The organism is Halomonas bluephagenesis (assembly GCF_054790765.1).
In genome coordinates, this window is record NZ_CP133631.1 from 1,278,727 (window position 1) to 1,305,128 (window position 26,402).

At 52.8% G+C, this 26,402-nt stretch carries 25 protein-coding genes; 17 read left to right on the forward strand and 8 right to left on the reverse strand.

What is annotated here, in order from left to right; translation table 11 throughout:
* Positions 1-245 precede the first annotated feature (245 nt).
* Positions 246-461, reverse strand: a complete 216-nt coding sequence (gene rpmE / locus REH51_RS05610) for a 50S ribosomal protein L31 (protein WP_009724828.1) — start codon at positions 459-461, stop codon at positions 246-248.
* Between the two features lie 19 nt (positions 462-480).
* On the opposite strand from rpmE, the gene REH51_RS05615 reads away from it, so the two are divergent.
* The 13 genes from REH51_RS05615 (at position 481) to tatC (ending at position 13,486) form a co-directional block, all read left to right on the forward strand.
* Positions 481-2,865, forward strand: coding sequence for a primosomal protein N' (locus REH51_RS05615; protein WP_498937124.1), 2,385 nt, complete (start codon positions 481-483; stop codon positions 2,863-2,865).
* 179 nt (positions 2,866-3,044) lie between these two features.
* A complete protein-coding gene (gene argS, locus REH51_RS05620) occupies positions 3,045-4,730 on the forward strand; it encodes an arginine--tRNA ligase (protein ID WP_498937126.1) in 1,686 nt (561 codons plus the stop codon).
* Between the two features lie 3 nt (positions 4,731-4,733).
* Entirely contained in the window at positions 4,734-5,501 is a 768-nt protein-coding gene (locus tag REH51_RS05625; protein WP_498937128.1) for an SPOR domain-containing protein, read from the forward strand.
* A 211-nt stretch (positions 5,502-5,712) separates the two neighbouring features.
* Positions 5,713-6,246, forward strand: coding sequence for an ATP-dependent protease subunit HslV (gene hslV, locus REH51_RS05630; protein WP_009724832.1), 534 nt, complete (start codon positions 5,713-5,715; stop codon positions 6,244-6,246).
* A 10-nt stretch (positions 6,247-6,256) separates the two neighbouring features.
* Positions 6,257-7,579, forward strand: a complete 1,323-nt coding sequence (gene hslU, locus REH51_RS05635; protein WP_009724833.1) for an ATP-dependent protease ATPase subunit HslU — start codon at positions 6,257-6,259, stop codon at positions 7,577-7,579.
* 237 nt (positions 7,580-7,816) lie between these two features.
* Entirely contained in the window at positions 7,817-8,218 is a 402-nt protein-coding gene (locus tag REH51_RS05640; protein ID WP_498937130.1) for a gamma-butyrobetaine hydroxylase family protein, read from the forward strand.
* Positions 8,219-8,339: 121 nt separating this feature from the next.
* Complete coding sequence (ubiE, locus tag REH51_RS05645; protein WP_498937132.1) at positions 8,340-9,095, forward strand: bifunctional demethylmenaquinone methyltransferase/2-methoxy-6-polyprenyl-1,4-benzoquinol methylase UbiE; 756 nt, start codon at positions 8,340-8,342, stop codon at positions 9,093-9,095.
* Positions 9,096-9,117: 22 nt separating this feature from the next.
* Positions 9,118-9,789 (forward strand): ubiquinone biosynthesis accessory factor UbiJ, encoded by a 672-nt coding sequence (locus tag REH51_RS05650; protein WP_009724836.1) that lies wholly within the window; start codon positions 9,118-9,120, stop codon positions 9,787-9,789.
* Positions 9,789-11,411 (forward strand): ubiquinone biosynthesis regulatory protein kinase UbiB, encoded by a 1,623-nt coding sequence (gene ubiB / locus REH51_RS05655; protein WP_498937134.1) that lies wholly within the window; start codon positions 9,789-9,791, stop codon positions 11,409-11,411. Before REH51_RS05650 ends, ubiB begins: the two co-directional genes overlap by 1 nt.
* Before the next feature lie 97 nt (positions 11,412-11,508).
* Positions 11,509-11,865, forward strand: coding sequence for a phosphoribosyl-ATP diphosphatase (locus REH51_RS05660; RefSeq protein WP_009724838.1), 357 nt, complete (start codon positions 11,509-11,511; stop codon positions 11,863-11,865).
* Between the two features lie 23 nt (positions 11,866-11,888).
* The gene (gene tatA, locus REH51_RS05665; protein WP_009724839.1) at positions 11,889-12,173 is read left to right on the forward strand and encodes a Sec-independent protein translocase subunit TatA; all 285 of its coding nucleotides are present in this window, start codon (positions 11,889-11,891) and stop codon (positions 12,171-12,173) included.
* A 3-nt stretch (positions 12,174-12,176) separates the two neighbouring features.
* Positions 12,177-12,707: a Sec-independent protein translocase protein TatB gene (gene tatB / locus REH51_RS05670; RefSeq protein WP_009724840.1), complete on the forward strand. Its 531-nt coding sequence runs from the start codon at positions 12,177-12,179 to the stop codon at positions 12,705-12,707.
* The gene (tatC, locus tag REH51_RS05675) at positions 12,704-13,486 is read left to right on the forward strand and encodes a twin-arginine translocase subunit TatC (protein WP_009724841.1); all 783 of its coding nucleotides are present in this window, start codon (positions 12,704-12,706) and stop codon (positions 13,484-13,486) included. Before tatB ends, tatC begins: the two co-directional genes overlap by 4 nt.
* A gap of 103 nt (positions 13,487-13,589) precedes the next feature.
* On the opposite strand, the gene elbB is transcribed toward tatC, so the two are convergent.
* Complete coding sequence (gene elbB, locus REH51_RS05680) at positions 13,590-14,249, reverse strand: isoprenoid biosynthesis glyoxalase ElbB (RefSeq protein WP_009724842.1); 660 nt, start codon at positions 14,247-14,249, stop codon at positions 13,590-13,592.
* A 208-nt stretch (positions 14,250-14,457) separates the two neighbouring features.
* Between elbB and hemB the strand changes: the two genes are divergently transcribed.
* Together hemB and ppk1 are read left to right on the forward strand one after the other, a co-directional pair.
* On the forward strand, positions 14,458-15,465 hold the full coding sequence (hemB, locus tag REH51_RS05685) for a porphobilinogen synthase (RefSeq protein ID WP_009724843.1): 1,008 nt from the start codon (positions 14,458-14,460) through the stop codon (positions 15,463-15,465).
* Between the two features lie 136 nt (positions 15,466-15,601).
* Positions 15,602-17,794, forward strand: coding sequence for a polyphosphate kinase 1 (ppk1, locus tag REH51_RS05690; protein WP_009724844.1), 2,193 nt, complete (start codon positions 15,602-15,604; stop codon positions 17,792-17,794).
* 207 nt (positions 17,795-18,001) lie between these two features.
* Here the strand turns inward: ppk1 and metE are convergent, their stop codons facing one another.
* Entirely contained in the window at positions 18,002-20,299 is a 2,298-nt protein-coding gene (gene metE / locus REH51_RS05695) for a 5-methyltetrahydropteroyltriglutamate--homocysteine S-methyltransferase (protein WP_498937136.1), read from the reverse strand.
* A gap of 99 nt (positions 20,300-20,398) precedes the next feature.
* Between metE and REH51_RS05700 the strand changes: the two genes are divergently transcribed.
* Positions 20,399-21,337, forward strand: a complete 939-nt coding sequence (locus REH51_RS05700) for a LysR family transcriptional regulator (RefSeq protein WP_009724847.1) — start codon at positions 20,399-20,401, stop codon at positions 21,335-21,337.
* Here the strand turns inward: REH51_RS05700 and REH51_RS05705 are convergent.
* Positions 21,300-22,895 carry an ATP-binding protein gene (locus REH51_RS05705; protein WP_009724848.1) on the reverse strand — a complete coding sequence of 532 codons (1,596 nt, stop codon included), beginning with the start codon at positions 22,893-22,895 and terminating at the stop codon, positions 21,300-21,302. The genes REH51_RS05700 and REH51_RS05705 overlap by 38 nt on opposite strands.
* 18 nt (positions 22,896-22,913) lie before the next feature.
* The gene (locus REH51_RS05710) at positions 22,914-23,672 is read right to left on the reverse strand and encodes a response regulator (protein WP_498937138.1); all 759 of its coding nucleotides are present in this window, start codon (positions 23,670-23,672) and stop codon (positions 22,914-22,916) included.
* A gap of 225 nt (positions 23,673-23,897) precedes the next feature.
* On the opposite strand from REH51_RS05710, the gene REH51_RS05715 reads away from it, so the two are divergent.
* Positions 23,898-24,020 carry a hypothetical protein gene (locus REH51_RS05715; RefSeq protein ID WP_009724850.1) on the forward strand — a complete coding sequence of 41 codons (123 nt, stop codon included), beginning with the start codon at positions 23,898-23,900 and terminating at the stop codon, positions 24,018-24,020.
* A 119-nt stretch (positions 24,021-24,139) separates the two neighbouring features.
* On the opposite strand, the gene REH51_RS05720 is transcribed toward REH51_RS05715, so the two are convergent.
* From REH51_RS05720 to REH51_RS05730, 3 genes are all read right to left on the reverse strand, one after another.
* The gene (locus REH51_RS05720; RefSeq protein WP_009724851.1) at positions 24,140-24,319 is read right to left on the reverse strand and encodes a PLDc N-terminal domain-containing protein; all 180 of its coding nucleotides are present in this window, start codon (positions 24,317-24,319) and stop codon (positions 24,140-24,142) included.
* A 72-nt stretch (positions 24,320-24,391) separates the two neighbouring features.
* Entirely contained in the window at positions 24,392-24,907 is a 516-nt protein-coding gene (locus REH51_RS05725) for a retropepsin-like aspartic protease family protein (RefSeq protein ID WP_009724852.1), read from the reverse strand.
* 14 nt (positions 24,908-24,921) lie between these two features.
* Positions 24,922-26,271: an MFS transporter gene (locus REH51_RS05730; protein WP_498937140.1), complete on the reverse strand. Its 1,350-nt coding sequence runs from the start codon at positions 26,269-26,271 to the stop codon at positions 24,922-24,924.
* Positions 26,272-26,402 lie beyond the last annotated feature (131 nt).

Here is a 26,402-nt window from a genome sequence, read left to right on the forward strand (position 1 = left end):
AGAGAAAAAAGCTAACTTTTCAACAGGCTAATATGTGCGGAAGAGCCTGTGGAAAAGTGCCTATTTAAAAGCAGCTATGGATGCGTCATCACTAAGCGCAAATAAGTCTTCAAAAGGCCAATCAGGAAAGGGAAAGGGAAAGGGAAAGGGAAAAAGCGAGCCACTGAGAATAAAAAGCCCACGCCGTAGCGTGGGCCTCATTGCAAAACACATTGTGTGTTTGCAACAGCGCAAATCCGTTAGGATTAGCCGCGCTTAACGGCAGCGCCGAAACGCTTGTTAAAGCGTTCTACACGGCCACCAGTGGTCGCTTGCTTCTGCTTACCGGTGTAAAACGGGTGGCAGTTGGAGCACACGTCCAGAGAGAAGTCCTGACCAGAGGTAGAACCAACTTGGAAGCTTGCACCACAAGAACAGCTAGCGGTGACCGTGTTGTAATTCGGGTGGATACCTTGTTTCATCTTGAGCCTCATGAGCTGTATGCCGCCACCTGATCCATTGCCAGGCACCGCATACGGGTTTGAAAAAACTGCTAACCGGTTAACCGCTCCATCCTATAGATTCAGAGCGGCCGCGCATTCTAGCAAACTAAACGCCGGAGGCCAATTGTCCGACTCTGTTTCTAACCAGGCACGCCCTCAAGGCGCGACCTCAGCACCGTTTCAAGTGCTAAAAGTCGCCCTGCCATCACCACTGCGGCGCTTATTTGACTATTTACCAACACACCAACCACCGGTTTGCGGCTGGCAGGTAGGCCTTAGAGTGCGCGTCCCCTTTGGCCGCAGGGAAGTGGTCGGCGTGGTAACAAAACTGGCCAATAGCAGCGAACTGCCTCACGGAAAGCTGCGCGCTATTAGCGAAGTGCTCGACGATGCCCCCCTGCCCAACGACTGGCAGTGGCTATGCCATTTCGCCGCCCGTTATTACCAGCACAGCTTAGGCGATACCATGCAGCTGGCCATGCCCGCCCGGCTTCGCCAAGGCCACCCCATGGGGGGACGAACACAAACCCTGTGGCTAACGCTATCACCAGGGGGGGACCTGCCGCTTCAACGAGCACCAAAGCAAGCCGAACTGTATGCCCTGCTGCGCCAGCATCCACATGGGCTGGCTGGCCGAGCAATCACTGCTCATGGTTTCACCCGTGAACAGCTTCTAGCCTTGCAAAAAAAAGGCTTCGCCCGTGCCCAGGAAACCACACTAACCGCAGCGCAACCTGCTGGCGGCAACCTACTGGCCTCGCCATCACTTCCTCTGAATAGAGAGCAGGCCGCAGCACTTGCCGTACTGCATGAAAAACTCGAAAGCTACCATCCTTGCTTACTTGAAGGCGTGACCGGCAGTGGTAAAACCGAAATTTATCTTCAACTGATAGAAGCCCTCGCCGATAAAGGCAAGCAGTCTTTGGTACTGGTGCCTGAAATAGGCCTCACTCCTCAAACTCTGGCGCGTTTCAAGAGCCGATTTAGGGTACCGGTAGTGGCGCTACATTCGGGCCTTACCGATCTAGAGCGCTTGGATGTATGGGAGGCCCCTGCCAATGGCCGCGCGCTAGTGATTATCGGCACCCGCTCAGCTATTTTCACTCCCCTCAAAAACCCAGGGGCCATTATCGTCGACGAGGAACATGATGGCTCCTATAAACAGCACGACGGGCTACGCTACCACGCCCGGGACTTAGCCGTTGCCAGGGCTCACTACCACAACATTCCCCTACTACTAGGCAGCGCAACGCCTTCGTTTGAGAGCTTGCAGCAAGCGCTTTCTGGTCATTACCGTCATCTGCGGCTTACCCAACGCCCTAGCCGGCACCCACCAGCTAAGCTTGAGTTGATTGACCTACGTCATCAGCGACGCCAGGGCGGGCTCCTGCCTAGCGCCATCGCCGCCATCAAAAGCACCTTAAAGGCAGGTAAACAGGCGCTAGTGTTTATCAACCGACGGGGGTTCGCACCGACACTGGCTTGTCATAGCTGCGGATGGATGGCCGAGTGCGGGCAGTGCGACTCACGCATGACACTCCACCGCCAGCCCCCCCTCTTAGCCTGCCACCATTGCGATAGCCGACGGGCGCTGCCGGATGCTTGCCCCGAATGCGGCAGCGGTGACCTGCGCGCCCTGGGCAGCGGCACCGAAAGAACTGAAGAAACGCTACAAGGCCTGTTCCCTAACGTTACCGTGCACCGTATTGACCGCGACAGTACGCGTAAAAAAGAGAGTTTTGAGCAGATACTCAAAGAAATTCAGCGAGGCGAGCCTTGCTTGCTCGTCGGCACCCAGATGCTAGCGAAAGGACATCATCTTCCCCATGTCACGTTGGTTGTCGTCGTCAATGCCGACGGCGGGCTCTACGCTGCCGACTTTCGCGCTTTGGAGCACAGCGCGCAGTTGCTGGAGCAAGTCGCTGGTCGCGCAGGGCGTGCCGCTCACCCGGGGCGTGTACTGGTACAAACGCTGCACCCAGATGACCCGCATTTGAGCCAACTTGCTGAACACGGTTATGGCGCACTCGCACGCAGTCTTTTGGAAGAGCGCCGACTCGCCGGGCTGCCCCCTTTTTGCTTTATGGCATTGCTACGAATTGAAAGCCCCCATGAAGAAGCAGCCCTTGCTTTGGGCCAACAGGCCGCTCAAGCACTTCAGGAATGGTTAACAATAGTAAAACTTCCCGTGCGCTGTTTAGGCCCTGTCCCGGCGCCCATGGAGCGCCGTCAAAACCGTTATCATGTACACATCATGCTGGCAGCGGACAAACGTAGCCAGCGCCACACGGCTGCTAACTGGCTGGGACAGTGGCTAGAGGCCAATCGAGAGGCACGCAAAGTGCGCTGGTCAATCGACATTGACCCGCAAACTCTCGCGTAAAGACAGGTAGATCGAAGGCAATTGGCTCGCCCGGTAACGCAATACGGCTTTGAAACTGCGCGCCAATTGCCGATAATGGCCGCTTTGCTACTGCATTTACATTTATATGAATAACTGCATTACCATTTACATGTATATGCGCATGCACACGCCGCCACCGACGACATCCGGATATTTAAATGAAAGACACCATTGTTACTTTGCTAGAAGGCGCGATTGCCGCGCTTAAGCACCAAGGCGTGCTGCCCGACGATTTACAGCCGACCATTAAAGTTGACCCCACCAAAGACAAAGCTCACGGCGACTATGCCACTAACTTGGCCCTCATGCTGGCGAAGCCTGCAGCGATGAACCCTCGCGAGCTTGCCGACCTACTGGTTGCTGCCCTTCCCGCCAGCGATGCGCTTCAAAAAACTGAGATCGCAGGCCCAGGCTTTATCAATTTCTTTGCTGCCACCGATGCGGCCGCTCAAATTGTTGCTCAAGTGCTCGATAGCGGCGATGCCTTTGGCCGCAGCCTGATCGGCAAAGGCGAGAAAGTCCAGGTGGAGTTTGTTTCAGCCAACCCGACCGGGCCTCTTCACGTTGGCCATGGCCGTGGCGCAGCAATAGGCGATTGTATTTGCCGCCTACTAGAAGCCACCGGCTACGATGTGACTCGCGAATTTTATTACAACGATGCCGGCGCCCAAATCAAAAACCTGGCGCTTTCTGTTCAAGCTCGCGCCAAGGGCCTTGGGCCAGATGATCCCAGCTGGCCAGAAGACGGCTACCGCGGCGAGTACATCGTTGATGTGGCCAATGACTATATGGCAGGGAAAACGGTGACAGCCGATGACCGTGAAGTCACCGCTAAAGCAGATGCTAATGACCTAGACGCCATTCAGGCCTTTGCTGTGGCTTTGCTACGTCGTGAGCAGGACTTGGACCTGAAAGCGTTTGGCGTTGAGTTTGATGTCTACTTCCTTGAGTCATCGCTTTATCAAGATGGCAAGGTAGAGGCGACCGTCGAGAAGCTGGTTGCTAATGGCCATACGTACGAAGAAGACGGCGCCATGTGGCTGCGCACCACTGACTTTGGCGACGATAAAGACCGCGTAATGCGTAAACGAGAAGGCGGTTATACCTACTTCCTACCGGATGTGGCCTACCACCTGAACAAATGGCAACGCGGCTTTAAAACCGTGATTAATGAGCAAGGTGCTGATCACCACTCCACGGTTACCCGTGTTCGCGCTGGCTTACAGGCACTGGAAGTCGGCATTCCAAAAGGCTGGCCCGACTACGTTCTGCATCAAATGGTGATGGTGACCCGCTCAGGCGTAGAGGTAAAACTTTCCAAACGTGCCGGCAGCTATGTCACCGTGCGCGACCTGATTGATGAAGTTGGCCGTGATGCTACCCGCTTCTTCCTAGCTGCACGCCGGGCGGATTCACAGCTGACCTTCGACATCGACCTAGCGCGCTCACAGTCGAACGACAACCCTGTTTATTACATACAGTATGCTCACGCGCGGGTATCCAGCATGCTGCGCAAAGCCGAAGATGCGGGCCAGCCCTTCAACCACGGCGTCGCTCTGGCGAACCTCGCACTGCTCGATAGCGATCAGGAAAAAGCCGTTCTTAACCGCTTGGCGCGCTATCCAGAAGTGGTTGAGAACGCCGCTAAAAATCGTGAGCCTCAGCAGGTTGCTCAGTATTTACTGGACCTTTCTGGTGATTTCCACACGTGCTACAACGCGGTTAAAGTCATGGTCGAAGACGATACCCTGCGCAACACTCGCCTAGCCCTTGGCCTGGCGACCAAGCAGGTGTTACGCAACGGTCTCGACCTTATGGGGGTCAGCGCCCCAGAGGAGATGTAAGCGATGGCCAGCCCAAAAGAAAAACCAACCCGCCGAGGAGCAACCTCTCAGCGCAAAGCCAGCAAAAGCTCAGGTGACGGATTCAAGATTCCCGGCTGGTTGTGGGGTGTGGCAGGTTTAGCGGCAGGCTTTTTCCTGGCGCAGCACCAACACGGCACCGCCCCTTGGCAAGAGCAGGAAGACACGCCCCAAGCGACCGTTTTGCCTAAGCCTGCCGACAGCGATGAGCGCAGCGCAGCGCGCCAGACCGAGAGCGTCGCCGAGCCAGCAATGCCGACGTTTGAGTTTTACACGTTGCTGCCAGACACAGAAGTCATTGCTCCTGGCGTGTCGCTACCGTCTACTGTGAACCGTCCTGAAGCAGCAGCACAGCAGGAACAAACGACGGCAAGTAACAACGCAGCAACAAACGAAACAGCAACAAGCAACGCAAGTGCGCGTCAGAACGATGACCCCATTGCTCAGGTCATTGCGGCTAATATGCGACCCGAAGAGCAAGTGGCCGCCGCCCAGCAAGCGCCTGCTACCAGCACACCTAATCGCTACATGTTGCAGTCCGCGTCGTTTCGGGAGTTAAGTGATGCCGAGCAGTTGCGTGGCCGTCTGCGCAACTTAAGCCTGCTTGCCCAAGTTAGCGAAGTAAAGGCTAATGGCGATACTTGGCATCGTGTTCAAGTAGGCCCTTATGAAGATACCCGTGAGCTTAACCGCGCCCAAGACTTAATGGCCACACAAGGCATTGAGCCGCTCCTGATCCAACTGCAGAACTAGTCTAACCACAGACTACTTTAACCAAAGGGCCAGGCGAGCTTTAATCGTCATAAGCCCCGTTTAAAAAACACTTTATCTAGCGGCTTTATTTAGCGGGCGGTTGATTTTTTATCAGCCGCCCGCATTTTGTTGTGAATCGCTTTTTTTTACGGTCTTTTAATATGGCCGATCAGTCATCGGGAGCGTGAGTCTCCCCCAAGGAGTTATCTCCATGACCACTATTGTATCCGTACGCCGCGGTAATCAGGTTGCCCTTGCAGGCGACGGCCAAGTATCACTGGGCAACACCGTAATGAAAGGCAATGCGAGTAAAGTACGCCGACTTTATCGCGGCAAAGTGTTGGCAGGTTTTGCGGGCGGCACCGCCGATGCCTTCACCCTGTTTGAGCGCTTTGAAGCGCAGCTGGAAAAATACCAGGGCCACCTTACCAAAGCAGCGGTTGAGCTGGCGAAAGACTGGCGCACCGACCGAGCGCTACGCCGACTGGAAGCGCTACTGGCCGTGGCTGACCACAGTGCCTCGCTGATCATTACCGGTAACGGTGATGTGGTTGAGCCTGAACGCGGCATTATTGCTATTGGCTCTGGCGGCAATTTTGCCCAGGCAAGTGCCCGCGCGCTGTTGGAAAACACCGAGCTTTCTGCTCGTGAAATTACTGAAAAGTCTCTCGAAATCGCCGGCGACATCTGCGTATTTACCAATCACCACGTGACGCTCGAAGAGCTGAACATCAACGACCGTTGAGGCCCTTTTTATGACTCAGATGACACCCCGCGAAATCGTCCACGCCCTAGATCAATACATTATTGGCCAGCAAGATGCCAAGCGCGCGGTGGCCATTGCCCTGCGTAACCGCTGGCGTCGCATGCAGTTGGACGATGAGCTGCGCCCGGAAGTGACACCAAAGAATATTCTGATGATTGGCCCTACCGGCGTGGGTAAAACTGAAATTGCCCGCCGCCTAGCCAAGCTAGCTAGAGCGCCCTTCATCAAGGTCGAAGCCACTAAGTTTACCGAAGTGGGCTATGTAGGCCGCGATGTCGAATCGATTATTCGCGACTTGATGGAAGCCGCGATCAAAATGGTTCGTGAGCACGCGAAGGAAGAAGTCGGACATCGCGCTGAAGATGCCGCTGAAGACCGCGTTCTAGATGCACTGCTGCCACCACCCCGCGGCCAGGAAGACCAGCCGAGGGAAGAGAGCGGCACGCGTCAAACCTTCCGCAAAAAGCTCCGGGAAGGCCAGCTGGATGATAAAGAGATCGATATTGAAATATCTTCCCATGGTCAGGGCATCGACATTATGACGCCGCCCGGCATGGAGGAGATGACCAATCAGCTACAGAGCCTATTCTCCAACATGGGCCAGCAAAAGCGCGAACAGCGCCGTGTAACGGTGAAAGAAGCACTGGTTCTGCTGCGCGATGAAGAGGCGGGCAAACTGGTCAATGAAGAAGAGATTAAAGCCCGCGCCGTCGAAGCCGTCGAACAGCATGGGATTGTCTTCTTGGATGAGATCGACAAAGTTGCCAAGGGCAGCGGCCAGTCCAGCGGTGGCGAAGTCTCCCGTGAAGGCGTGCAGCGTGATCTGCTGCCGTTAATCGAAGGCTCTACCGTTTCAACTAAATATGGCATGGTCAAAACCGATCATATTCTGTTTATTGCTTCGGGTGCCTTCCACCTATCGCGCCCCTCGGATCTTATTCCTGAGCTACAGGGGCGCTTGCCGATCCGTGTTGAACTGGATGCGCTAACACCTGGCGATTTCCAACGCATTCTCACCGAGCCATCCGCTTCGCTTACCAAGCAGTATCAAGCACTGCTGGCAACTGAAGGGCTGGATATCGAGTTCACTCCAGACGGTATCGAGCGTATTGCCGAGATCTCCTGGCAGGTGAACGAAGGCACCGAGAATATCGGTGCTCGCCGACTACACACAGTGCTAGAAAGGCTCCTCGAAGAAGCCTCGTTTAAAGGCGGCGATATGGATAGCCCTCTGGTTATCGATGCCGATTACGTCAATGCCCAACTGGGTGAGCTAGCAGTAGACGAAGACCTATCGCGCTATATTTTGTAAACGCGCTTATATCGGTATAGCCCGCAGCAGCCTGCCCGCTATTTACGCACGCAAATGCTGCTATTCAGGCTGCGCTGCGTCTAACGTTATGCACGAGAACAACATCCCTGTTGCTCGTGCTTGATCGGCGTCCTGTCGATTAAACGCTAGCCGTGGCGCTTGCCTTCACGCATTTGCTAAAGCGTAAATAGCCGGTCAATCCGCTTTAGCTCAATATCGTAAAAGGTGACGTCATCCATGAATGCCCCTATTTCTACGAATGCCCCCACCCCAACGCGGGTTCACTACCATAAACAGGCTCGAGAGTTAGAACTTGGCTACGCCACGGGTGAAAACTTTCGGCTGCCTGTCGAATTTTTACGGGTTTACTCACCTTCAGCCGAAGTACGTGGCCACGGCGGCGACACTGCCGTGCTCCAGGTAGGCAAAAAAGATGTCGGACTGCAAAACATTACTCAAGCCGGCAACTACGCTCTGAAACTGCATTTTGACGATGGCCACGATAGCGGCCTTTACAGCTGGAACTATCTTTACGACTTGGCTCAGCACCAAACAGATTATTGGCAAAACTCCCTGCAACGCCTCGAAGAGGCCGGTGCCTCTCGCGAACCTGCCAGCATTCAATTCAAACAGCTGTGACGCTTCACCTCAGTTGAAGCGCAGACAAGTTGGGGGTGAGAAGGCTACAATGTCGCTAACCATTTATTGCGACGACCTTTTGGTCGACTATTACCGCCTCGAACTCGGGAGCTAGAGCCCCATGAGCCCCACTGAAAAACGCACCACCCATTTTGGTTATCAGGAAGTCGCAGTTGACGAAAAAGCGTCTCGTGTTGCCGATGTCTTTCATTCGGTAGCTGCGCGCTATGACATCATGAATGACTTGATGTCTATGGGTATCCATCGCGTCTGGAAACGCCTTGCGATTGAGCGCGCAGGCGTTCGCCCTGGGCACCATGTGCTGGATATTGCTGGCGGCACTGGCGATTTAACACTCAAATTTTCTCGTCTGGTTGGCCCGCGGGGCAAAGTGGTATTAGCCGACATTAACGCCTCCATGCTCAGAGTCGGCCGGGACAAACTGATGGATAATGGCGTCGGTGGCAACGTTGAGTATGTACAAGCCAATGCCGAGTGTCTGCCGTTTCCCGATAACAGTTTTGATTGCATTACGATTGCCTTCGGACTGCGTAACGTCACCGACAAAGATGCTGCGCTGCGTTCTATGACACGCGTGCTAAAGCCCGGAGGACGGTTACTAGTGCTTGAGTTCTCCAAGCCAAATAATGCGCTGCTGTCGAAAGCTTACGATGAATACTCCTTCCGCCTTCTGCCGAAAATGGGTGAACTAGTGGCCGGAGACGGTGAGAGTTATCGCTACCTCGCCGAATCTATTCGTATGCATCCCGATCAGGAAACCCTGAAAGGCATGATGGAAACGGCAGGGCTTGATCGGGGTGAATATACCAACCTGACCGGCGGTATCGTGGCCCTTCACCGCGGCATTAAATTATGAAATCACCGACAATGAGGTCAGCATGCTAGTCACCCCGACCCTGTTGCTGGCCGGATGTGAACGCACGTTGAATGCCTTGCTTGCCCGCGATCCGGCCTCGCCTGCGCGCTTGTCCGCGTTAGCGGGTAGTCGACTACTGGTAAGGCTGGAAAAGCCTCACCTTCAGTTGGTACTGCACTACCACCATGCGGGGATTGATCTGCTGCGTGGCGATGATCTAGATGAAACCGACGTCGACGCCATCGTTGAGCTTACTCCGGAAACGCTCTCTGAATGGTTAAGCGGAGCCTCCATTGAGCGGTTGATGTTTGATGGCAAGCTTTCTGTACGTGGCCGCATTCACCTATTAGAAGCCACCCGTGACCTGCTCTTTGATCTGGATATCGACTGGGAAGGCGAGCTAGCTCGTTGGTTGGGTGATATGCCCGCCCATTCACTGGCCGAAGGTATCCGCCGCGCCACCCGCTGGGGGCTAAGGGCGAAAGACGAGCTGCTGCAAGACGTTTCTGAATACGTATTTGAAGAAGCCCGCTTATTACCCGGCCGCCAACAGCGCAATGTGCTTCGAGATCACTTGACCGAACTTGAGATCGCAACCGACCGCCTGGAAGCCAGGCTCAATCGCCTGCATAAGCGTTTGACACAGTTAACAGCCACGCCGACCGAGCAGTTGCACCCTGAGGAGCCGCACTAATGAGTCTGCGGTTATTGAAGATTTCTTGGATAGTCGCTCGCCATCGTTTAGATACGTTGATACCCATTGAGCGGCTACCGTTCTGGCTGCGTATCTTAATGACGCTTTCTCCTCTAAAGCTGTTTCCCGTTGGGCAGCGCAGCCGCGGCGAGCGATTGCGCCTAGCTTTGGAAGCGCTTGGGCCGATTTTTATTAAATTTGGCCAAATGCTCTCGACCCGTCGAGATCTATTGCCCGAAGATATCGCCGATGAATTAAAACGACTGCAAGACCAAGTGCCCCCTTTCCCTGGCGAATTAGCTGCCGCACGGGTCGAAAAAGAGCTTGAAATGTCGCTGATTGAGGCATTCGCTACCTTTGACCGAACCCCTCTCGCCTCTGCATCGATTGCCCAGGTGCATGCGGCAACGCTGCATAGCGGTGAAGATGTAGTCGTCAAAATTATTCGCCCCGGCATCGACCGCATTATGCGCCAGGATATGGCGCTGATGTATCAAATCGCCAAACTGCTGGGTAAAGTGCCTGACGCAAAACGCTTACGCCCTGTAGAAGTGATCCGCGATTACGAAGCCACACTGTTTGACGAACTTGATCTCTACAAAGAAGCGGCAAACACGTCGCAACTCAAGCGTAACTTCAAAGATTCACCGCTGCTGTTTGTACCGACGATCTATTGGCCATACACCCGCCGCCATGTCATGGTGCAAGAGCGTATTCGCGGCGTACCGGTGGCTGACTTAGACACCCTTATTGCCCGTGGCACCAATCTTAAGAAGCTGGCTGAGCGCGGCGTAGAAATCTTCTTCACCCAGGTCTTCCGCGATAACTTCTTCCATGCCGATATGCACCCCGGCAATATCTTTGTTAACTGCGATGACCCTGAAGATCCACAGTACATCGCCATCGACTGCGGCATCGTGGGGAGCCTTACCCGAGAAGATCAGGACTACCTTGCGCGCAACTTACTAGCGTTTTTCCATCAAGACTATTACGAAGTAGCGGCTTTACATATCGAGTCTGGCTGGGTGGGTGAAAACACGCGCGCCAACGAATTCGCAGCAGCTATTCGTACCGTATGCGAGCCCATTCTTGAAAAGCCCCTAAAAGATATTTCTTTTGGGCAGGTGCTGTTAGGGCTGTTTCAAACGGCACGGCGTTTTAATATGGAAGTACAGCCACAGCTGGTATTGTTGCAAAAAACGCTGCTTAACATCGAAGGGCTGGGCCGTCAGCTTTATCCTGACCTGGATTTGTGGAGCACCGCCAAGCCATATCTAGAAAAGTGGATGAAACAGCGTGCGGGTATCGGCGGGCTTTGGGAGTCGCTCAAACGCCAGGCACCGGAGCTTTCCCATCAGTTGCCTGAGCTGCCCGTGTTAGCGCACCAGGCGCTGAGCCGAATGGAACATGAGCACCGTCAGCGTCATCAGCAAGTGACCTCTATTAGTGCTGTTCACCAGCAGCTGACGCGCCAGCATAAACGTCATTATCGGCTGCGTATCGGCCTCATCCTGATTGCCATTGCCCTAGCTTGCCAGCCGCTAAGCAGCTGGGCATCGGCTCAAGAATGGCCTGTTTTAGCAGCTGCGGGAGTAGGCTTGCTGTTGCTACTATGGCAATGAAACAACCTGGCAGTAAGATAAAGCGCCTCAATGTTGGCCTTTGACGAAAGTGCTGGTCTTTGGCGAAAGCGCTGTGATGATTGATAAAAGGATGCCTATGACTGATTCTACCCAGACGACGCAAGTGCTAGATGCACTCGCCGAGGTCTTAAAGCAGCGCCGTCATGCTTGTGCAGAAGATTCTTATGTTGCCTCCTTGCATCATAAGGGTTTGAACAAGATACTCGAAAAAGTCGGCGAAGAGGCGACCGAAACAATTTTGGCTGCTAAGGATGCCGAGCACGGTGGCGAGCAGGCGCATCAAGCATTGATCGCTGAAACCGCCGACCTGTGGTTTCATAGTTTGGTGATGCTGTCGCACCTTGAACTGGATCATCAGCGCGTTTTAGATGAGCTAGCACGGCGGTTTGGTATTTCTGGTCATGACGAAAAAGCGTCCCGCACACAACGTTAACCTGCACTGATGAGGAAATGCATATGTTAGGTGGTATCAGTATTTGGCAGTTGCTGATTGTTCTGGGCATTATCATCCTAATTTTCGGCACCAAGAAACTGCGTAATGTGGGCACCGACTTAGGCGGTGCAGTCAAAGGCTTTAAGAAGGCCATTAACGAAGAAGAGAAAGATGGCGATAAAAAAGATGTCGACCAACCTCAGGCGAAAGTAAGCCACGAAGAGGCTGGTAACACCTACGACGTTCAAGCAGAAGAGAAGCGTGCCGCCGAAGAACGCCCCACAGAACGTAACGAAGAGCGCAAATAACCCATGCTGGATATCGGCTTTCTTGAACTGATGCTGATTGGTATCGTCGGGCTTCTGGTGCTTGGCCCAGAGCGCCTGCCGAGAGCCGCTCGCACAGCAGGTATGTGGATCGGCAAAATCAAGCGTACGGTATCCGGTATGCAGCGTGAAATCAGCGCTCAGTTGGAAGCAGAGGAGTTGCGTCAAAAACTCAACGAGCAACAGAAAAAGCTCGATGACAGCCTCAAAAAAGCCAAGCAGGATGTTGAGAGCATTGCCGACGCCCCCTCTTCTTCCAGCTCTTCAAGCGCTTCTACACCGGCCACCCAAAACGAGACCGAGCAGCGGGTTGCCAACGCTAGCGCCCGGTTAGATGATGCCTTGCAAACAGTACGCGAAGACACGCCAGCAGCTTCTTCTTCAACGCCTCATCAAAGTGCTACCGATGAGCTGCGTGCGGTTAATCCTAGCGGCGAGAATGCGCCTAGCAAGGCTAATGCTAAGCAGGCGGATATTAAAAAGGCTGATCTTACAAAGGATAGCAATCACCAATGAGCATGTCTGGCGATTCGCAAGAGCCGCGTAAAGACCAAGGCCAAGCGCCTCTTATTGAGCACCTGATTGAACTACGCTCGCGGCTGATGAAAGCGGTCGTGGTTATATTAGTCGTGTTTCTTGGCCTTTACGCCTTTGCCAATGATATCTACAGCTTTGTGGCTGAGCCATTAATGGCATTGTTGCCGGAAGGCTCACAGATGATCGCCACCGAAGTGGCCTCACCTTTCCTGGCCCCCTTTAAACTAACGCTGGTAGTCGCCGTCTTTATTGCTATCCCCTTTGTGCTGCACCAAGCATGGGCGTTTGTAGCACCAGGGCTTTACGATAACGAAAAAGCACTCGCCATTCCTATTCTGGTCTCCAGCATAGCGCTATTTTACGCAGGAGCGGCCTTTGCTTATTACGTGGTATTTCCGCTGCTATTTGAGTTTTTCACCCAAACCGGGCCGGAAGACGTTGCGGTAATGACCGATATTAACCAGTACCTGAATTTTGTACTGAAGCTGTTTTTCGCCTTTGGTGTCGCATTTGAAATCCCCATCGCGACGTTCCTGCTGATACTGTCTGGCGCGACCACGGTTGAAAGCCTTTCTAAAAAACGCCCGTACATTATTTTAGGCTGCTTTGTGGTGGGCATGCTGCTTACCCCACCCGATATTATTTCTCAAAGTTTGTTGGCCATACCGATGTATCTGCTCTATGAAGTGGGGCTATTGTTTGGCCGATTGGTACGCCGCAAGGCAAAGGCTGATGACGCTGAGGAACAAGAGACTTAACAGCGCTATCACACGCGACACACTGCTCAAAAAAAGCCTCTGCCATTGAAAAATGACAGAGGCTTTTTGCTTTTCATACGAGAAGCCGGTTACTCAGTAAGCGCTAGCCCATCATTTCATCAATGCGGTCTACCAACTTAAAGATACCTGTCGCTGCCTCGCTGATTCGGGTCGCCAGCATATAGGCAGGCGTCGTTACCACCCGATGTTCATGATCCACCACAATGTCTTCTACGCCGCAACTGCGATGCAAGCCACCCATCGCACTAATGGCTCCAGAAACCCCCGGATCATGACCAATGGTCACTGCGACTCCCTCGCCAAGCAGGCGCGGGACCAAAACAGGAGCAATACACATCAAGCCAATGGGCTTAGCCTCTTCTTTAAAACCTATCAGCGCCTCTTTTACGCTCTCAAGAACCTGCATGTTATCGCCCTGATCGGCAAAATCAGACAGGTTTTTAGCGACACCAAACCCACCAGGCACAATAACCGCATCAAAATCATCGGCATCTAGCTCAGTAATCGGACTAACATCACCACGCGCAAGGCGCGCCGACTCCTGCAGTACATTTCGCTGTTCGCCTTCTACAGGCTCTTGAGTTAAGTGGTTAATAACATGATGCTGAGCGACATCCGGCGCAAAGCAGCGATAGCCAATCCCTAACTGATCAAGGCGCAGCAGCGTTAGCGTTGTTTCATAGATTTCAGAACCATCAAAAACGCCGCAGCCTGCTAATACGATTGCTACCTGTTTGGTCATGCTTATCTCCTTATCGTAGCGCTTATTATCGCTGTTAAATCGTCGCCACTTAGCGTCGCTGAGTGACTCACTTTAGTCAGTCTATAAAGCCACTACAAGCTAGCTATCACAACCCTGCTTTCGCTGCAGTGCGAGACTGATATACTCACGTTAAGCCTTTTAGGGCACCCACTACGCGATTGTCTATGCGATTGTTTGGAGAAAGCCGTTGAACACCTCTGCTCCCCGCCATTTCCCTGCTACCCGTCTTCGCCGTATGCGTCGCGACGATTTCTCCCGTCGCTTAATGCAGGAGTCGACGCTAACGCCCAGCGACTTGATTTTGCCGGTCTTTGTGCTGGAAGGCGAAAATCAACGCGAAGCGGTTGCCTCAATGCCCGGTGTTGAGCGTCTTTCGATTGACCTGCTAATTGAGCAGGCCCGAGAGGCCTACGCGCTGGGTATTCCTGCCCTGGCTCTCTTCCCTGTTATCGGTGCAGAGCAAAAAAGCGAGTTAGCAGAGGAGGCTTATAACGCGAGCGGCCTTGTCCAGCGCAGCGTGCGGGCGCTAAAAGAAGCGCTACCTGAGCTTGGCATTATTACCGATGTCGCCCTTGACCCCTATACTAGTCATGGTCAGGACGGCATTCTCGATCAACACGGCTATGTGCAGAATGACCGCACAGTAGATACGCTACTTAAACAGGCGCTCTCCCACGCCGAGGCAGGTGCCGATGTAGTGGCCCCTTCCGATATGATGGATGGCCGCATCGGTGCCATCCGCCAAGTGTTAGAGCAAGAACACCTGCATAATGTGCGTATTATGGCGTATAGCGCTAAGTATGCCTCTAAGTATTACGGCCCCTTCCGTGACGCGGTCGGATCTGCCGCTAATCTTGGCAAAGCAGACAAACGCACCTATCAAATGGATCCTGCCAATAGTGATGAAGCGCTGCATGAAGTGGCTATGGATATCGCCGAAGGTGCTGATATGGTGATGGTAAAACCCGGCATGCCTTACTTAGATATCGTACGCCGCGTAAAAAGCGAGCTTCAAGTACCAACGTTCGCTTACCAAGTCAGCGGTGAGTACGCCATGCATCGCGCCGCTTTCGATAACGGCTGGCTTGAAGCCGAACCAGTAATTCTTGAATCACTGATGTGCTTCAAGCGAGCAGGTGCCGATGGGATTTTGACCTATTTTGCGTTAGAAGCAGCACGCTTGTTACAGCGTTAGCTTAAGGGGTCAGGCCTCAAAGATGACAAACCGGTGACACTTGTTTGTCATCTTTTCCCGGCATACTCCTATTAACGATAGTTATTAACATGAGCTATCACGCTATGATGGGTATGAACCACTACCGGGGGCAACCATGGACGATCAATCAGCAGATTCCACGCCAGTATTTTCTAGCGAGTCAACGAGTGGCGAAGGAGAAGTTTTGCCATTGCGCATCAATCGTACGCCCACCGGAGTTCACGCGAAAGAGTCTCATTTGGAAGCGGATCTTGACGACCCGCAGCTTTATTTCAATCGTGAGCTTTCTCATTTGCAATTCAATATCCGGGTGCTTGAACAGGCCCTGGATGATGCGCACCCGCTACTCAATCGGCTGATGTTTCTGCTGATATTTTCATCCAATATGGATGAGTTTTTTGAGATAAGAGTCGCCGGACTTAAACACCAAATGGCGTTAGGTGACGATACCACCGCCGCAGATGGCCGCTTACCCAAAGCTGTACTGGCAGAAATCTCGGAAATCGCACATCAGCAAATTGCCCGTCAATATCAAATATTGAACGAAACGCTGCTGCCCGCATTGGAAGCCCAGGGGCTACGCTTTCGCCGTCGCGATCAGTGGACCGATGAGCAGAAAGCCTGGGTTAAAGATTTTTTTGATAACGAGATCATGCCGGTCATCAGCCCCATTGGCCTAGACCCTTCCCACCCGTTCCCACGCTTGGTTAATAAAAGCCTCAACTTCATTGTTGAACTAGAAGGGAAGGACGCCTTTGGGCGTGCTGGTGGCATGGCAATACTTCCCGCACCTCGCTCACTGCCTCGTTTGATGGCACTGCCTAAAGCGCTGTGTGCAGAAGGCTTCTCCGAGTATATTTTCCTATCGTCGATGATTCACGCTCATGCAGAGGAACTATTCCCTGGGATGCGTGTGCGCGGTTGTTATCAGTTCCGACTGACCCGCAATGCCGATATGACCGTCGACCCAGAAGAGGTCTCAGACTTGGCGTCCGCGCTACGCGGCGAGCTATTAGCCCGCCGTTATGGCAGCGGTGTTCGGCTTGAAGTTGCCGACAATTGCCCAGATGACTTAATCAGCTTTTTGTTACGCCAGTTTGAGTTAGAAAGCAGTGACTTGTACCGTGTTCAAGGGCCAGTGAATTTAACCCGTATGATGGCTGTACTAGGTGATGTCGACCGGCCTGAGCTGCTCTATCGCCCTTATTCGCCTAGCGTGCCAAAAGCATTGAAAGGTGGCAGCCTATTTAGCGCCATTGCCAAAAGCGATATTTTGCTCCACCACCCGTTCCAGTCCTTTTCGCCTATTGAAGACCTACTGCGTGAGGCCGCCCGCGACCCGGACGTACTGGCAATCAAGCAGACGCTATACCGCACTGGCGCTGATTCAACGATTGTGAGTGCTCTGGTCGATGCCGCCAGCCAAGGCAAGGAAGTTACCGTCGTTATTGAGCTGCGGGCGCGTTTCGATGAGGCCGACAACCTGCAGCTGGCATCACGCCTGCAAGAAGCCGGCGCTATAGTGATTTATGGCATTATGGCCTATAAAACCCACGCCAAAATGCTGCATATCGTTCGGCGTGAAAAAGGCGAGCTACGCCACTATGCGCATTTAGGCACTGGCAACTACCACTCTAAAACCGCAAAGCTGTATACCGATTACAGCCTGCTGACTGCCAATAAAGCGCTATGCGCCGACGTGCACAAGGTGTTTCAGCAGCTGTCCGGCATGGGCCGCGCGCGCAAGATCGACACATTGCTCCACGCCCCCTTTACGCTTCACGAGCGATTAGTCGAAATGATTGACCGTGAGGCTCAGGTAGCACTTAGAGGTAAGCGTGGGCACATTATTATTAAGTGCAATTCGCTAACAGAGCCCAAGCTGATCAAAGCACTTTATCGCGCCTCGCAAGCAGGCGTAGAGTGCGATCTGATCATTCGTGGCATGTGCTGTTTGAAACCCGGTATCGAGGGAGTTTCGGAAAATATCCGTGTCCGGTCGATTATTGGGCGCTTTTTAGAACATACCCGCGTTTTCCATTTTCATAACGACGGCAAACCAGAAACCTGGTGCTCAAGCGCCGATTTTATGTCACGCAATATGTTCCATCGCGTAGAAACCTGTTTCCCGCTACTGGATAAAAAGCTTGCCACACGGGTACGTAAAGACTTGGAGACATACCTGGTCGATAACTGCCAAAGCTGGCTACTAAAAAGCGACGGTAGCTATCAACTGCAAGATCCTGGCAATGGCGACGCAATCAGCGCCCAGGAAACACTGCTCTATGCCTACGCCTCAAAAAGCTAGCTATCAAACAGCTAGATAAACAACAAGCCCCGCTGCCTGTGCAGCGGGGCTTAAATGACAAGTATCTATGTTCAGAAGTACCTGTGTTCAGAAGTACCTGTGTTCAGAAGTACCTGTGTTCAGAATTAACTTTTACCCCCCCTACTTACTTGCTTGTCTAGCGGGTGATCGGTTAATGCTGGTTCTATCGCGTGCCGCCTATCGTTTTTACGCATAACGCTGACGCAGTTGATTGGCAGCTTCCACCATATTCGCCAATGCAGGCTCCACTTCTGCCCAGCCGCGGGTTTTCAGACCACAATCAGGATTCACCCACAGCCGCTCGGCAGGGATTTTCTCCAACGCTTTTTCCATCAGCGCCACCATCCACGCGACATCCGGAATATTGGGCGTGTGGATATCATAAACCCCTGGTCCAATTTCGTTCGGGTATGCAAAATCCTGGAAAGCGTCCAGCAGCTCCATATCAGAACGTGACGTTTCAATAGTGATCACATCCGCATCTAGCGCAGCGATGGCACCAATGATGTCGTTAAACTCCGAATAGCACATATGAGTGTGAATTTGGGTGCTATCCTTCACGCCCGCAGCGCTTAGCTGAAAGCTTTCTACCGCCCAATCTAAATAACCCTGCCATTCATGATGACGCAGCGGTAAACCCTCACGTAGCGCAGGCTCGTCAATTTGAATGATCCGAATACCGGCTTTTTCCAAATCCAATACTTCGTCACGCAGCGCCAGGGCGATCTGGCGGCAGGTGGTTGCGCGAGGTTGATCATCACGCACAAACGACCACTGCAAAATCGTCACTGGCCCTGTCAGCATGCCTTTCATGGGCTTATCCGTGAGCGATTGGGCATATTCGCTCCACTTCACTGTCATTGGTACTGGTCGGGTGACATCACCAAAAATAATCGGTGGTTTCACACAACGAGAGCCATAACTTTGTACCCAGCCAAAGCGCGTAAAGGCAAAGCCTTCTAACTGCTCACCAAAGTACTCCACCATGTCATTACGTTCAGCCTCACCATGGACAGGCACATCAAGCCCTAGTGCTTGCTGGCGCTCTACGACGAAGGCAATTTCTTCACGCATGCGGGCTTCATAATCCGTTTGGCTCAGTTCACCGGCTTTAAATGCCCGACGAGCAGCGCGTATCTCATCTGTTTGTGGAAAAGAGCCAATGGTGGTGGTGGGAAACAGCGGTAACGCAAGCGCTCTGCGCTGTGTTGCTGCGCGGGCAGCATAAGGTGATTGGCGTTGGCTCTCTTGAGGCGTTATTGCTGCTAGACGTGAGCTGACAGCAGGCTGATGAATTCGGGTTGATTCCCGACGCTTATCCAGAGCATATGTTGCCTCGCTCACCCGCTGCTCATCAATGGGCGTTGTTCGGTTATCAATGAGCCGAGCGAGGGTCACCACCTCATCTAGTTTTTGCCGAGCAAATGCTAGCCAGCCCACCAGCTCGCTATCTAGCTCGGTTTCTTGGGACAAGTCTACCGGCACGTGCAGCAACGAACAGCTGGGCGCCAGCCATAACCGCTGCCCTAAACGCACTTTTAAGGGCAGCAAACGCTCACGTAGGGCTGCCAAATCAGCACGCCAAATATTACGGCCATCGACTAAGCCAATTGAAAGCACTTGATGAGGGCTTAAACGATCAATCACGCTCTCTACCTGACCCGGCGCACGCACAGCATCAATATGCAACCCAGCCACTGGCAGGCGAGTGGTTAGCGAAAGGTTATCACCCAGCGCACCAAAGTATGTTGCAACAAGTAGCTTCAATTGTGCCGATTGCAGGCGATGATAGGCACGCTCATACGCCTGCTGCCACGCCAACGGCAGATCTTGCACCAGAGCAGGCTCGTCAAGCTGCACCCACTCAATACCTTGGGTGGCTAGACGTGCCAGAATTTCGCTATACACATCCAACACGCTGTCTAACAGGCTCAGCCGGTCAAACTCGCTGCCTTTGGTCTTACCCAGCCATAGCCAAGTAAGCGGGCCGGTTAGCGTCACTTTCGGCGTAAAGCCTGCTTGTAAGGCTTCATCAACTTCATTAAATAAGCGGTCAGACGCTAGCGTAAACGCCTGCCCCTCATGCAGCTCAGGTACTAGGTAGTGGTAGTTGGTATCAAAATACTTGGTCATTTCACAAGCAGCTACGGGCGTGCCGCTTGGCGCACGGCCACGGGCCATGCGAAACGCGGTATCCAAATCGACGTTGCCTGCACTGATTTCCTGCTGAGCATTAAAACGCGCGGGCACCGCTCCTAGCATGACGGAAACATTAAGCACTTGATCATAAAACGCAAAATCGCCAACGCTAACAAAATCGAGGCCAGCGTTTTGTTGAGTATTCCAGTGAGACAGCCTCAGCGCCTGCCCTGTTATTTCAAGTGCTTCCCGTGAAACGTCACCTTTCCAATAGGCTTCGGTGGCTTTTTTAAGTTCGCGCTGAGCGCCAATACGCGGATAGCCGAGAATATGAGAAACTGTCATGATGAAACCTATCAACGTGAATGATTTCGCACAGTCTGCTCACCTCACAAAAATGAATCAAACTAAAGTTTCTAATATCAACCATGAAAAATACTCACAATGATTGAATTACGCCATCTCCGCACGCTACTCGCCCTTCGGGAAACCGGTTCATTAGTGGAGGCTGCTGAGCGGGTTCACCTAACGCAGTCGGCGCTTTCCCACCAGTTAAAAGACTTGGAAGGTCGCGTTGACAGCGCGCTGTTTGCGCGTAAAACACGCCCAGTGGAATTTACCCGAGCGGGACTTCGCCTCTTAGCCCTGGCAGATGAGATTTTGCCCGAGGTGCGTAAAGCTGAGCGCGACTTAGCTCGCTTGGCAGGCACCGAGCAGGGTCGATTACACATGGCCATCGAGTGCCACAGCTGTTTTCAATGGCTGATGCCAACGGTGGATTATTTTCGCGATCATTGGCCAGAGGTGGAAATCGATATCCCCAGTGGCCACCACTTCGACCCACTGCCCGCCCTTGCTAGAGAGCAGTTGGACTTGGTGATTACCGCCGACCCCCAGCCACTGGAAGGGGTTCACTACGCGCCGCTGTTTCGTTATGAGGGACTGCTGGCGGTTGCTCGACAGCATGCCTTTGCTGGCCGTCCGTTTATCGAACCACAAGCGTTAGCCGAGGAGACGCTGATCACCTACCCGGTCGAACACTCTCGGCTGGATGTGTTTACCCAGTTTTTATCTCCTGCCAATGTGCGACCAAAGGAAATTCGCACCGCGGAGCTTACCATCATGATGATGCAGCTTGTTGCCAGCGGTAGAGGCGTCTGCGCACTGCCCAACTGGGCACTCACCGAGTATTTAGAGCGGGATTACGTTAGCGCCGTAAAACTGAGTGAGAACGGCATTTGGAGTACGCTTTATGCCGCCATTCGGGAGGAGAATTTAGAAGCGCCTTGGATGCAGGATTTTTTGCGCACCGCCAAAGAGACGTCATTTGCGGTGCTGTCAGGCATTAAGCCAGCGACTCGCGACGAGGAATCAGCAGGGTAAAGCGCGCGCCGCCCAGTGAAGGACTGGTATCGACAGTGACGCTACCGCCGTGGCCTGCCATAATTTTTTGCACAATGGATAGGCCTAGCCCGTAGCCGCCGGAGCTACGTGCGCGGCTGTCATCAAGCCGGGCAAAAGGCTTGAAGATATCGCTTCGCGCCTCGGGGGGTATGCCTGGCCCATCATCTTCAATATCAATACGCACAAGATGAGGCTCATCCCATAGGCGAATCACCACTTGGGACTTACCATAACGACAGGCATTACTGACTAAGTTCTGCAAGGCTCGTTGTAAATAGCGAGGTTCGGCGTACAACTCAATTTCGGCACTACCATCCAGCGTTAACGATAGGCTTTGGTGCAACGGCGACAGCGTATCAATAACTCGCTCAGCCATTGCCCGACACTCAACCAAGGCCATTTCTAATTCTACGCCATTAATAGACTCCCCCCCCAAGCGGGCATAGGTGAGAATTTCATCAACTAAGTCGTCTAGTTCAGAAATATCAGCATCAATACCTTGAAGCTGGCGGCGTATCGCAGGTTGGTCGGTCATATCTTCAACCATTTGCACCGCAAACCTTATACGAGCCACCGGCGTGCGTAATTCATGAGAGACCGCGCGAATCATCTCTTGCTGACCTCTAAGCAAGCTTTGAACTTGATTCGCCATCCCATTGAATGCCATGCCCAGGCGGCCTAAAAAGTCTCCGCTTTCAACTTTCACCCGGGTTTCTAAGCGCCCGCTGGCGATTCTAGTCGCAGCAAGCTCCAAACGCGCCATACGAGCTTCAATGCTGCGCATGATTAAGTAAATAATTAGGCTAAGTACCACCATCAAACCGACTAGCAAAGGCAGGTGCAAATTGACCGGCAGCGTATCACCACGAGAGGTCGGCCCCGCCTGCAACCACTGATTATCACCAGGCACCCGGTAAAGCAGCATCAATGAAAGCTTATCTGACACCAGCCGAGTCAACACGCCTCCTTGAGCGAGTTGAAACTGCTGTTCGGGGGTAAGGTCAGAGGGCAGCGCTGAAAGCAGCACAAGCGGCCAGCTACCCGCGTCTAGCGAGGTGATCGCGTCGGCCCGCGCATTATGAGGCATACCGGCGAGCCACTCACCGAGTAGCACCATGCTGCCCTGCCACTGTCGTTCACTCCAAGCGGCAAACGTTGCTTCGAGCATCCACTCATCGTTGGGTATGCGTTGCCGCAACTGCCAGGGCTCTTCGGCAACTAATACCGTGCCTCGCTCAACGCGAGCTTGCTCAAAGTAGTTAAGTTCTGCATCCGCAATACGCTTAAGTGAGAGCTGCATACCGAGCTGTTCCGAAAAGCGGGCAAGCATGGCTTCTCTTTCAGCCGCCGGACTTGACGCTAACTGCTGCGTCATTAACGACATAGGTAATGCGGCGAGCTGCTCACGATAGTCTTCACGGCGAACCTGCTCAATAAAAGAGCGCCCGCCCAATGCAATAAAAAACACAACGCACAGTGCCAAACCCAGCAGAAGATAAAATCTCAGAAAAGAACCGTGGCCCAGCACTCGCCGCATGCGGTCAACCTCTCTTAGTTAACTGTCTTTCACAAAAAGATAGCCTTTGCTTCGCACTGTTTTGATCCGGTGCGGCTGGTTAGGGTCATCGCCTACTTTGGGACGAATACGCGAAACGCGCACGTCAATTGAACGATCCTGGCCATCGTATTTAATACCACGCAGCTCATTGAAAATTTCTTCGCGGGTTAATACGCGTCCCGCGTTGCTCGCCACCAGCCACAGTAGATCAAACTCTGCGCTGGTGAGATCGATGCGCTCACCGGAAAGCCAAGCCTCACGTGTTGCGTTATCTATCTCGAGATTTTCGAAGCGCAGGCGCATTTCACCACCAGGCGCTGGCGCATCGGCACGACGAAGTAGCGCACGCATACGCGCTAGAAGTACACGAGGTTGAACCGGTTTTGGCACATAGTCATCGGCCCCCATTTCCAAACCCAGCACCTGATCAAGATCATCGGTGCGGGCCGTTAGCATCATGATAGGACCAGCAAAGTTTGGCCTAACACGACGACAGATAGCCAAACCATCCTCGCCCGGCAACATTAAGTCCAAAATCACCAAGTCAGGCTGAAGCGTTAAAATGCGATCCACGCCCTTTGCACCATCCGCCTCTAGCGTCACTTGAAAGCCATTTGCCTCCAGGTATTCGCGGGTCAGCTCTGCCAAGCGCTGGTCATCTTCAATAATCAACACGTGATCTTGATCGGGATAATCAGGCATTACGGCGTCTTGAGCCCCAAGCGCCTGAAATTGCTGTTCCAAGTGGTCTACCATCCTTTATACTCACTCCGCTTAGGCAGTTTGTGTTATCACCCGCTCACCCTATATAACCGCAGGTTTCAATATCGTCCAGGATACCTCAAAACCGTTCAAACGCCTGCCCCCTTAACTCTTTCCCACCCCCATGTAATGGTTTGCCTGCTAGGTACCTTGATTCTTGCACCGCCAAACGCTAATGTGACTTTGCTAACTGTCGATAATCTGGCAGCAGGAGGACATATGGGAAACAGCAAAACCAAGAGTGTTATCAAACGCGTTTACGTACCCACTCAAGTGCGCGATCTGCCTAATGGAGAGAAACTGACGATTCCTGGGCATTATAAAGCGCCACCAAGTGAATAAAACGGCTTGCGTGATAAGCCGCTTTACGATCCGTTAGGTAGCCTAATAGCTAGGTTACTAAAAAGGCAGACCACAGAAGTGGTCTGCCTTTTTATTATCTATAAATAGCGTGTTACCCACTACCCTTTTGGGCCAAGTAGAAACCAAGCAATCAGCCCAACTAACGGGAAAAATAATAGCGCCAAAATCCACAACAGTTTTGCCAGCCCACCGGCTGAACTCTTGGCGACTTTAACAATGGCCCATACGACAATAATCAGCCAGATAAGGCCCAGTAATCCACCTACTTCAATACCCATAACTACTCCTTAGCGGGTTTGCTTCCATGAATTTTTAGCTAAGCACATCGTTTCGATGCATACAAGTAACATTCACTCCGCAGGCAGGCTCAGCACCATTTCTCCACCGCGTATTTCAATCGTCAAAAAATTAAGAAAGCTCATACCAAGCAGGACGGTATCGTTTTCCATCCCAGGGCTTATAGACCCTTGTACATCATTCATGCGTATGTTGCCCAACACAACCTCATCTAGCTGTGTCAGCGTGCCCTCTGCGCGGCCATTCGCGGTGTTAAACCAAGCACTGCGCCCTGGCTCCAGCCCCAGCTTGCTTGCTAAATTGCCGGGCACAGCCACATAGGTAGCCCCTGTATCTAACAAAAAGGTAACTGGCTTCCCGTTGATTTTTCCCGGCGCTTCAAAATGGCCGGCACGGTTACGCGTTAAATTGACAGGCCCATCATCAGGTGAGGCGTACATCACATGGACATTCGGCGTCATTACCTTTTCAAAACCACCATCCAACAGCCACGTGCCAGCGGCCAATAGCAGCACCCAAAAAAGTAGCATTATGACGATACCGCCACGTTGCGTAGCGAGGGTTTTCATATGCCACCTCCGAGCTAAGCGCTCCTTTCCCAGGCAAGTGCAGCATCACGCCCCCGCTGTTCATTAACGCCAGCACATATCAGCATCGCGATAATAAACAGTGCTACACATAATAGGATAGACGCTTGCAGTCCAATTAGCGTTTGCAAAACGCCCAGCATGACAATCCCGAACACGCCTGCCAGTTTATTGGCGAGCCCCCAAAAACCGAAAAATTCAGCGGACTTCTCCAGTGGCGAAAATACGCCTACCAATGCCCTGCTGGCTGACTGGCTAGACCCCAGACTAAGACCCGCCAGACAACCGACTACCAGAAAAACGTGCTGTGCTTGCCACTGCACGGCGTAACGGCTGTTGACCCAGTCGGTTAGCTCTGGCGTCGCCCATATCGAAACAATAGCAATGACCCAAAGCGCTAGCGTCATTTGATATGTGCGCTTGGCGCCCAATTTATCCTGTAAAAACCCAACCCCCAGCGCCCCTGCCGCGGCCGTTACTTGAACAATAATAAACATAATATTGCGCACGCTCTCTTCCCAACCAATCACCTGAGCGCCATAAATAAAGGCAAACGCAATAATGATGTAGACACCCGCCATTGAGAATAACAGCGACACTAAAAAGACCGTTAAGTCTTTAAAATAGCGTAGCTCAGCAAATGTCGACCGAACACGCTGTAACGCAATACGCCGATAGGAAACGCCATGGGGTTGCGGCACACCGCGCTCTTTCATCCACAGGAAGGTGGGAATTGCCGCTACCAAGAAAAAGCCAGCGGCAAAAGGACCTACCCAACGTATGCGTTCAAAGTTATCGGCGGTCGCCTCCCCTAACACCATCAGCGTAAAACCAGCGGCAAACAGGCCACCAATATAGCCAAGTGCCCAGCCAAACCCAGAAATCTTACCTAGCGCATTAGGAGGCCCTAGCTCCGGCAAAAAAGCGGCGATAAACGACTCACCCATCGAGTAAGCATAGTTTGAAAGTATGATTAACAGCAGGCCCACCACCACGTAGCCAGGCTCAACAAAATAGAGCATGGCGGTAGTCGCTACCGTTGCGAGATAACTTATCAATAAAAAGCGCTTTTTTTCTGCTCGATAATCCATCACTGCACCGCACAGCGGGGCAGTTAATACGACCATTAGATAGCTCAACGCTAACGCGAGACTCCACAAAAAATTCGCTAGGCGAAAGCCATCACCTCGATCACCTACAATGACCGTCGTGAAAAGCTCTCCAAACACGACGGTAATGATGAGCAAGGTGTAGGCTTGGTTGGCAAAATCAAACATTGCCCAGCCAAATATTTCACGTCGCGATGCGTAGGTGGGCGCAACCTTGGCGGGGGTAGCAGGCAGCATGCTGGCTCTCTCAAAAAGTGTGTAGTGGCATCGTCACCATTTTAACGAACGCTAATTAATGACGATAAAATGGCATGTAGTTAGAACAGCGGGGGCGGTCATTAAAAAACAAACGCCCGGCATAGCCGAGC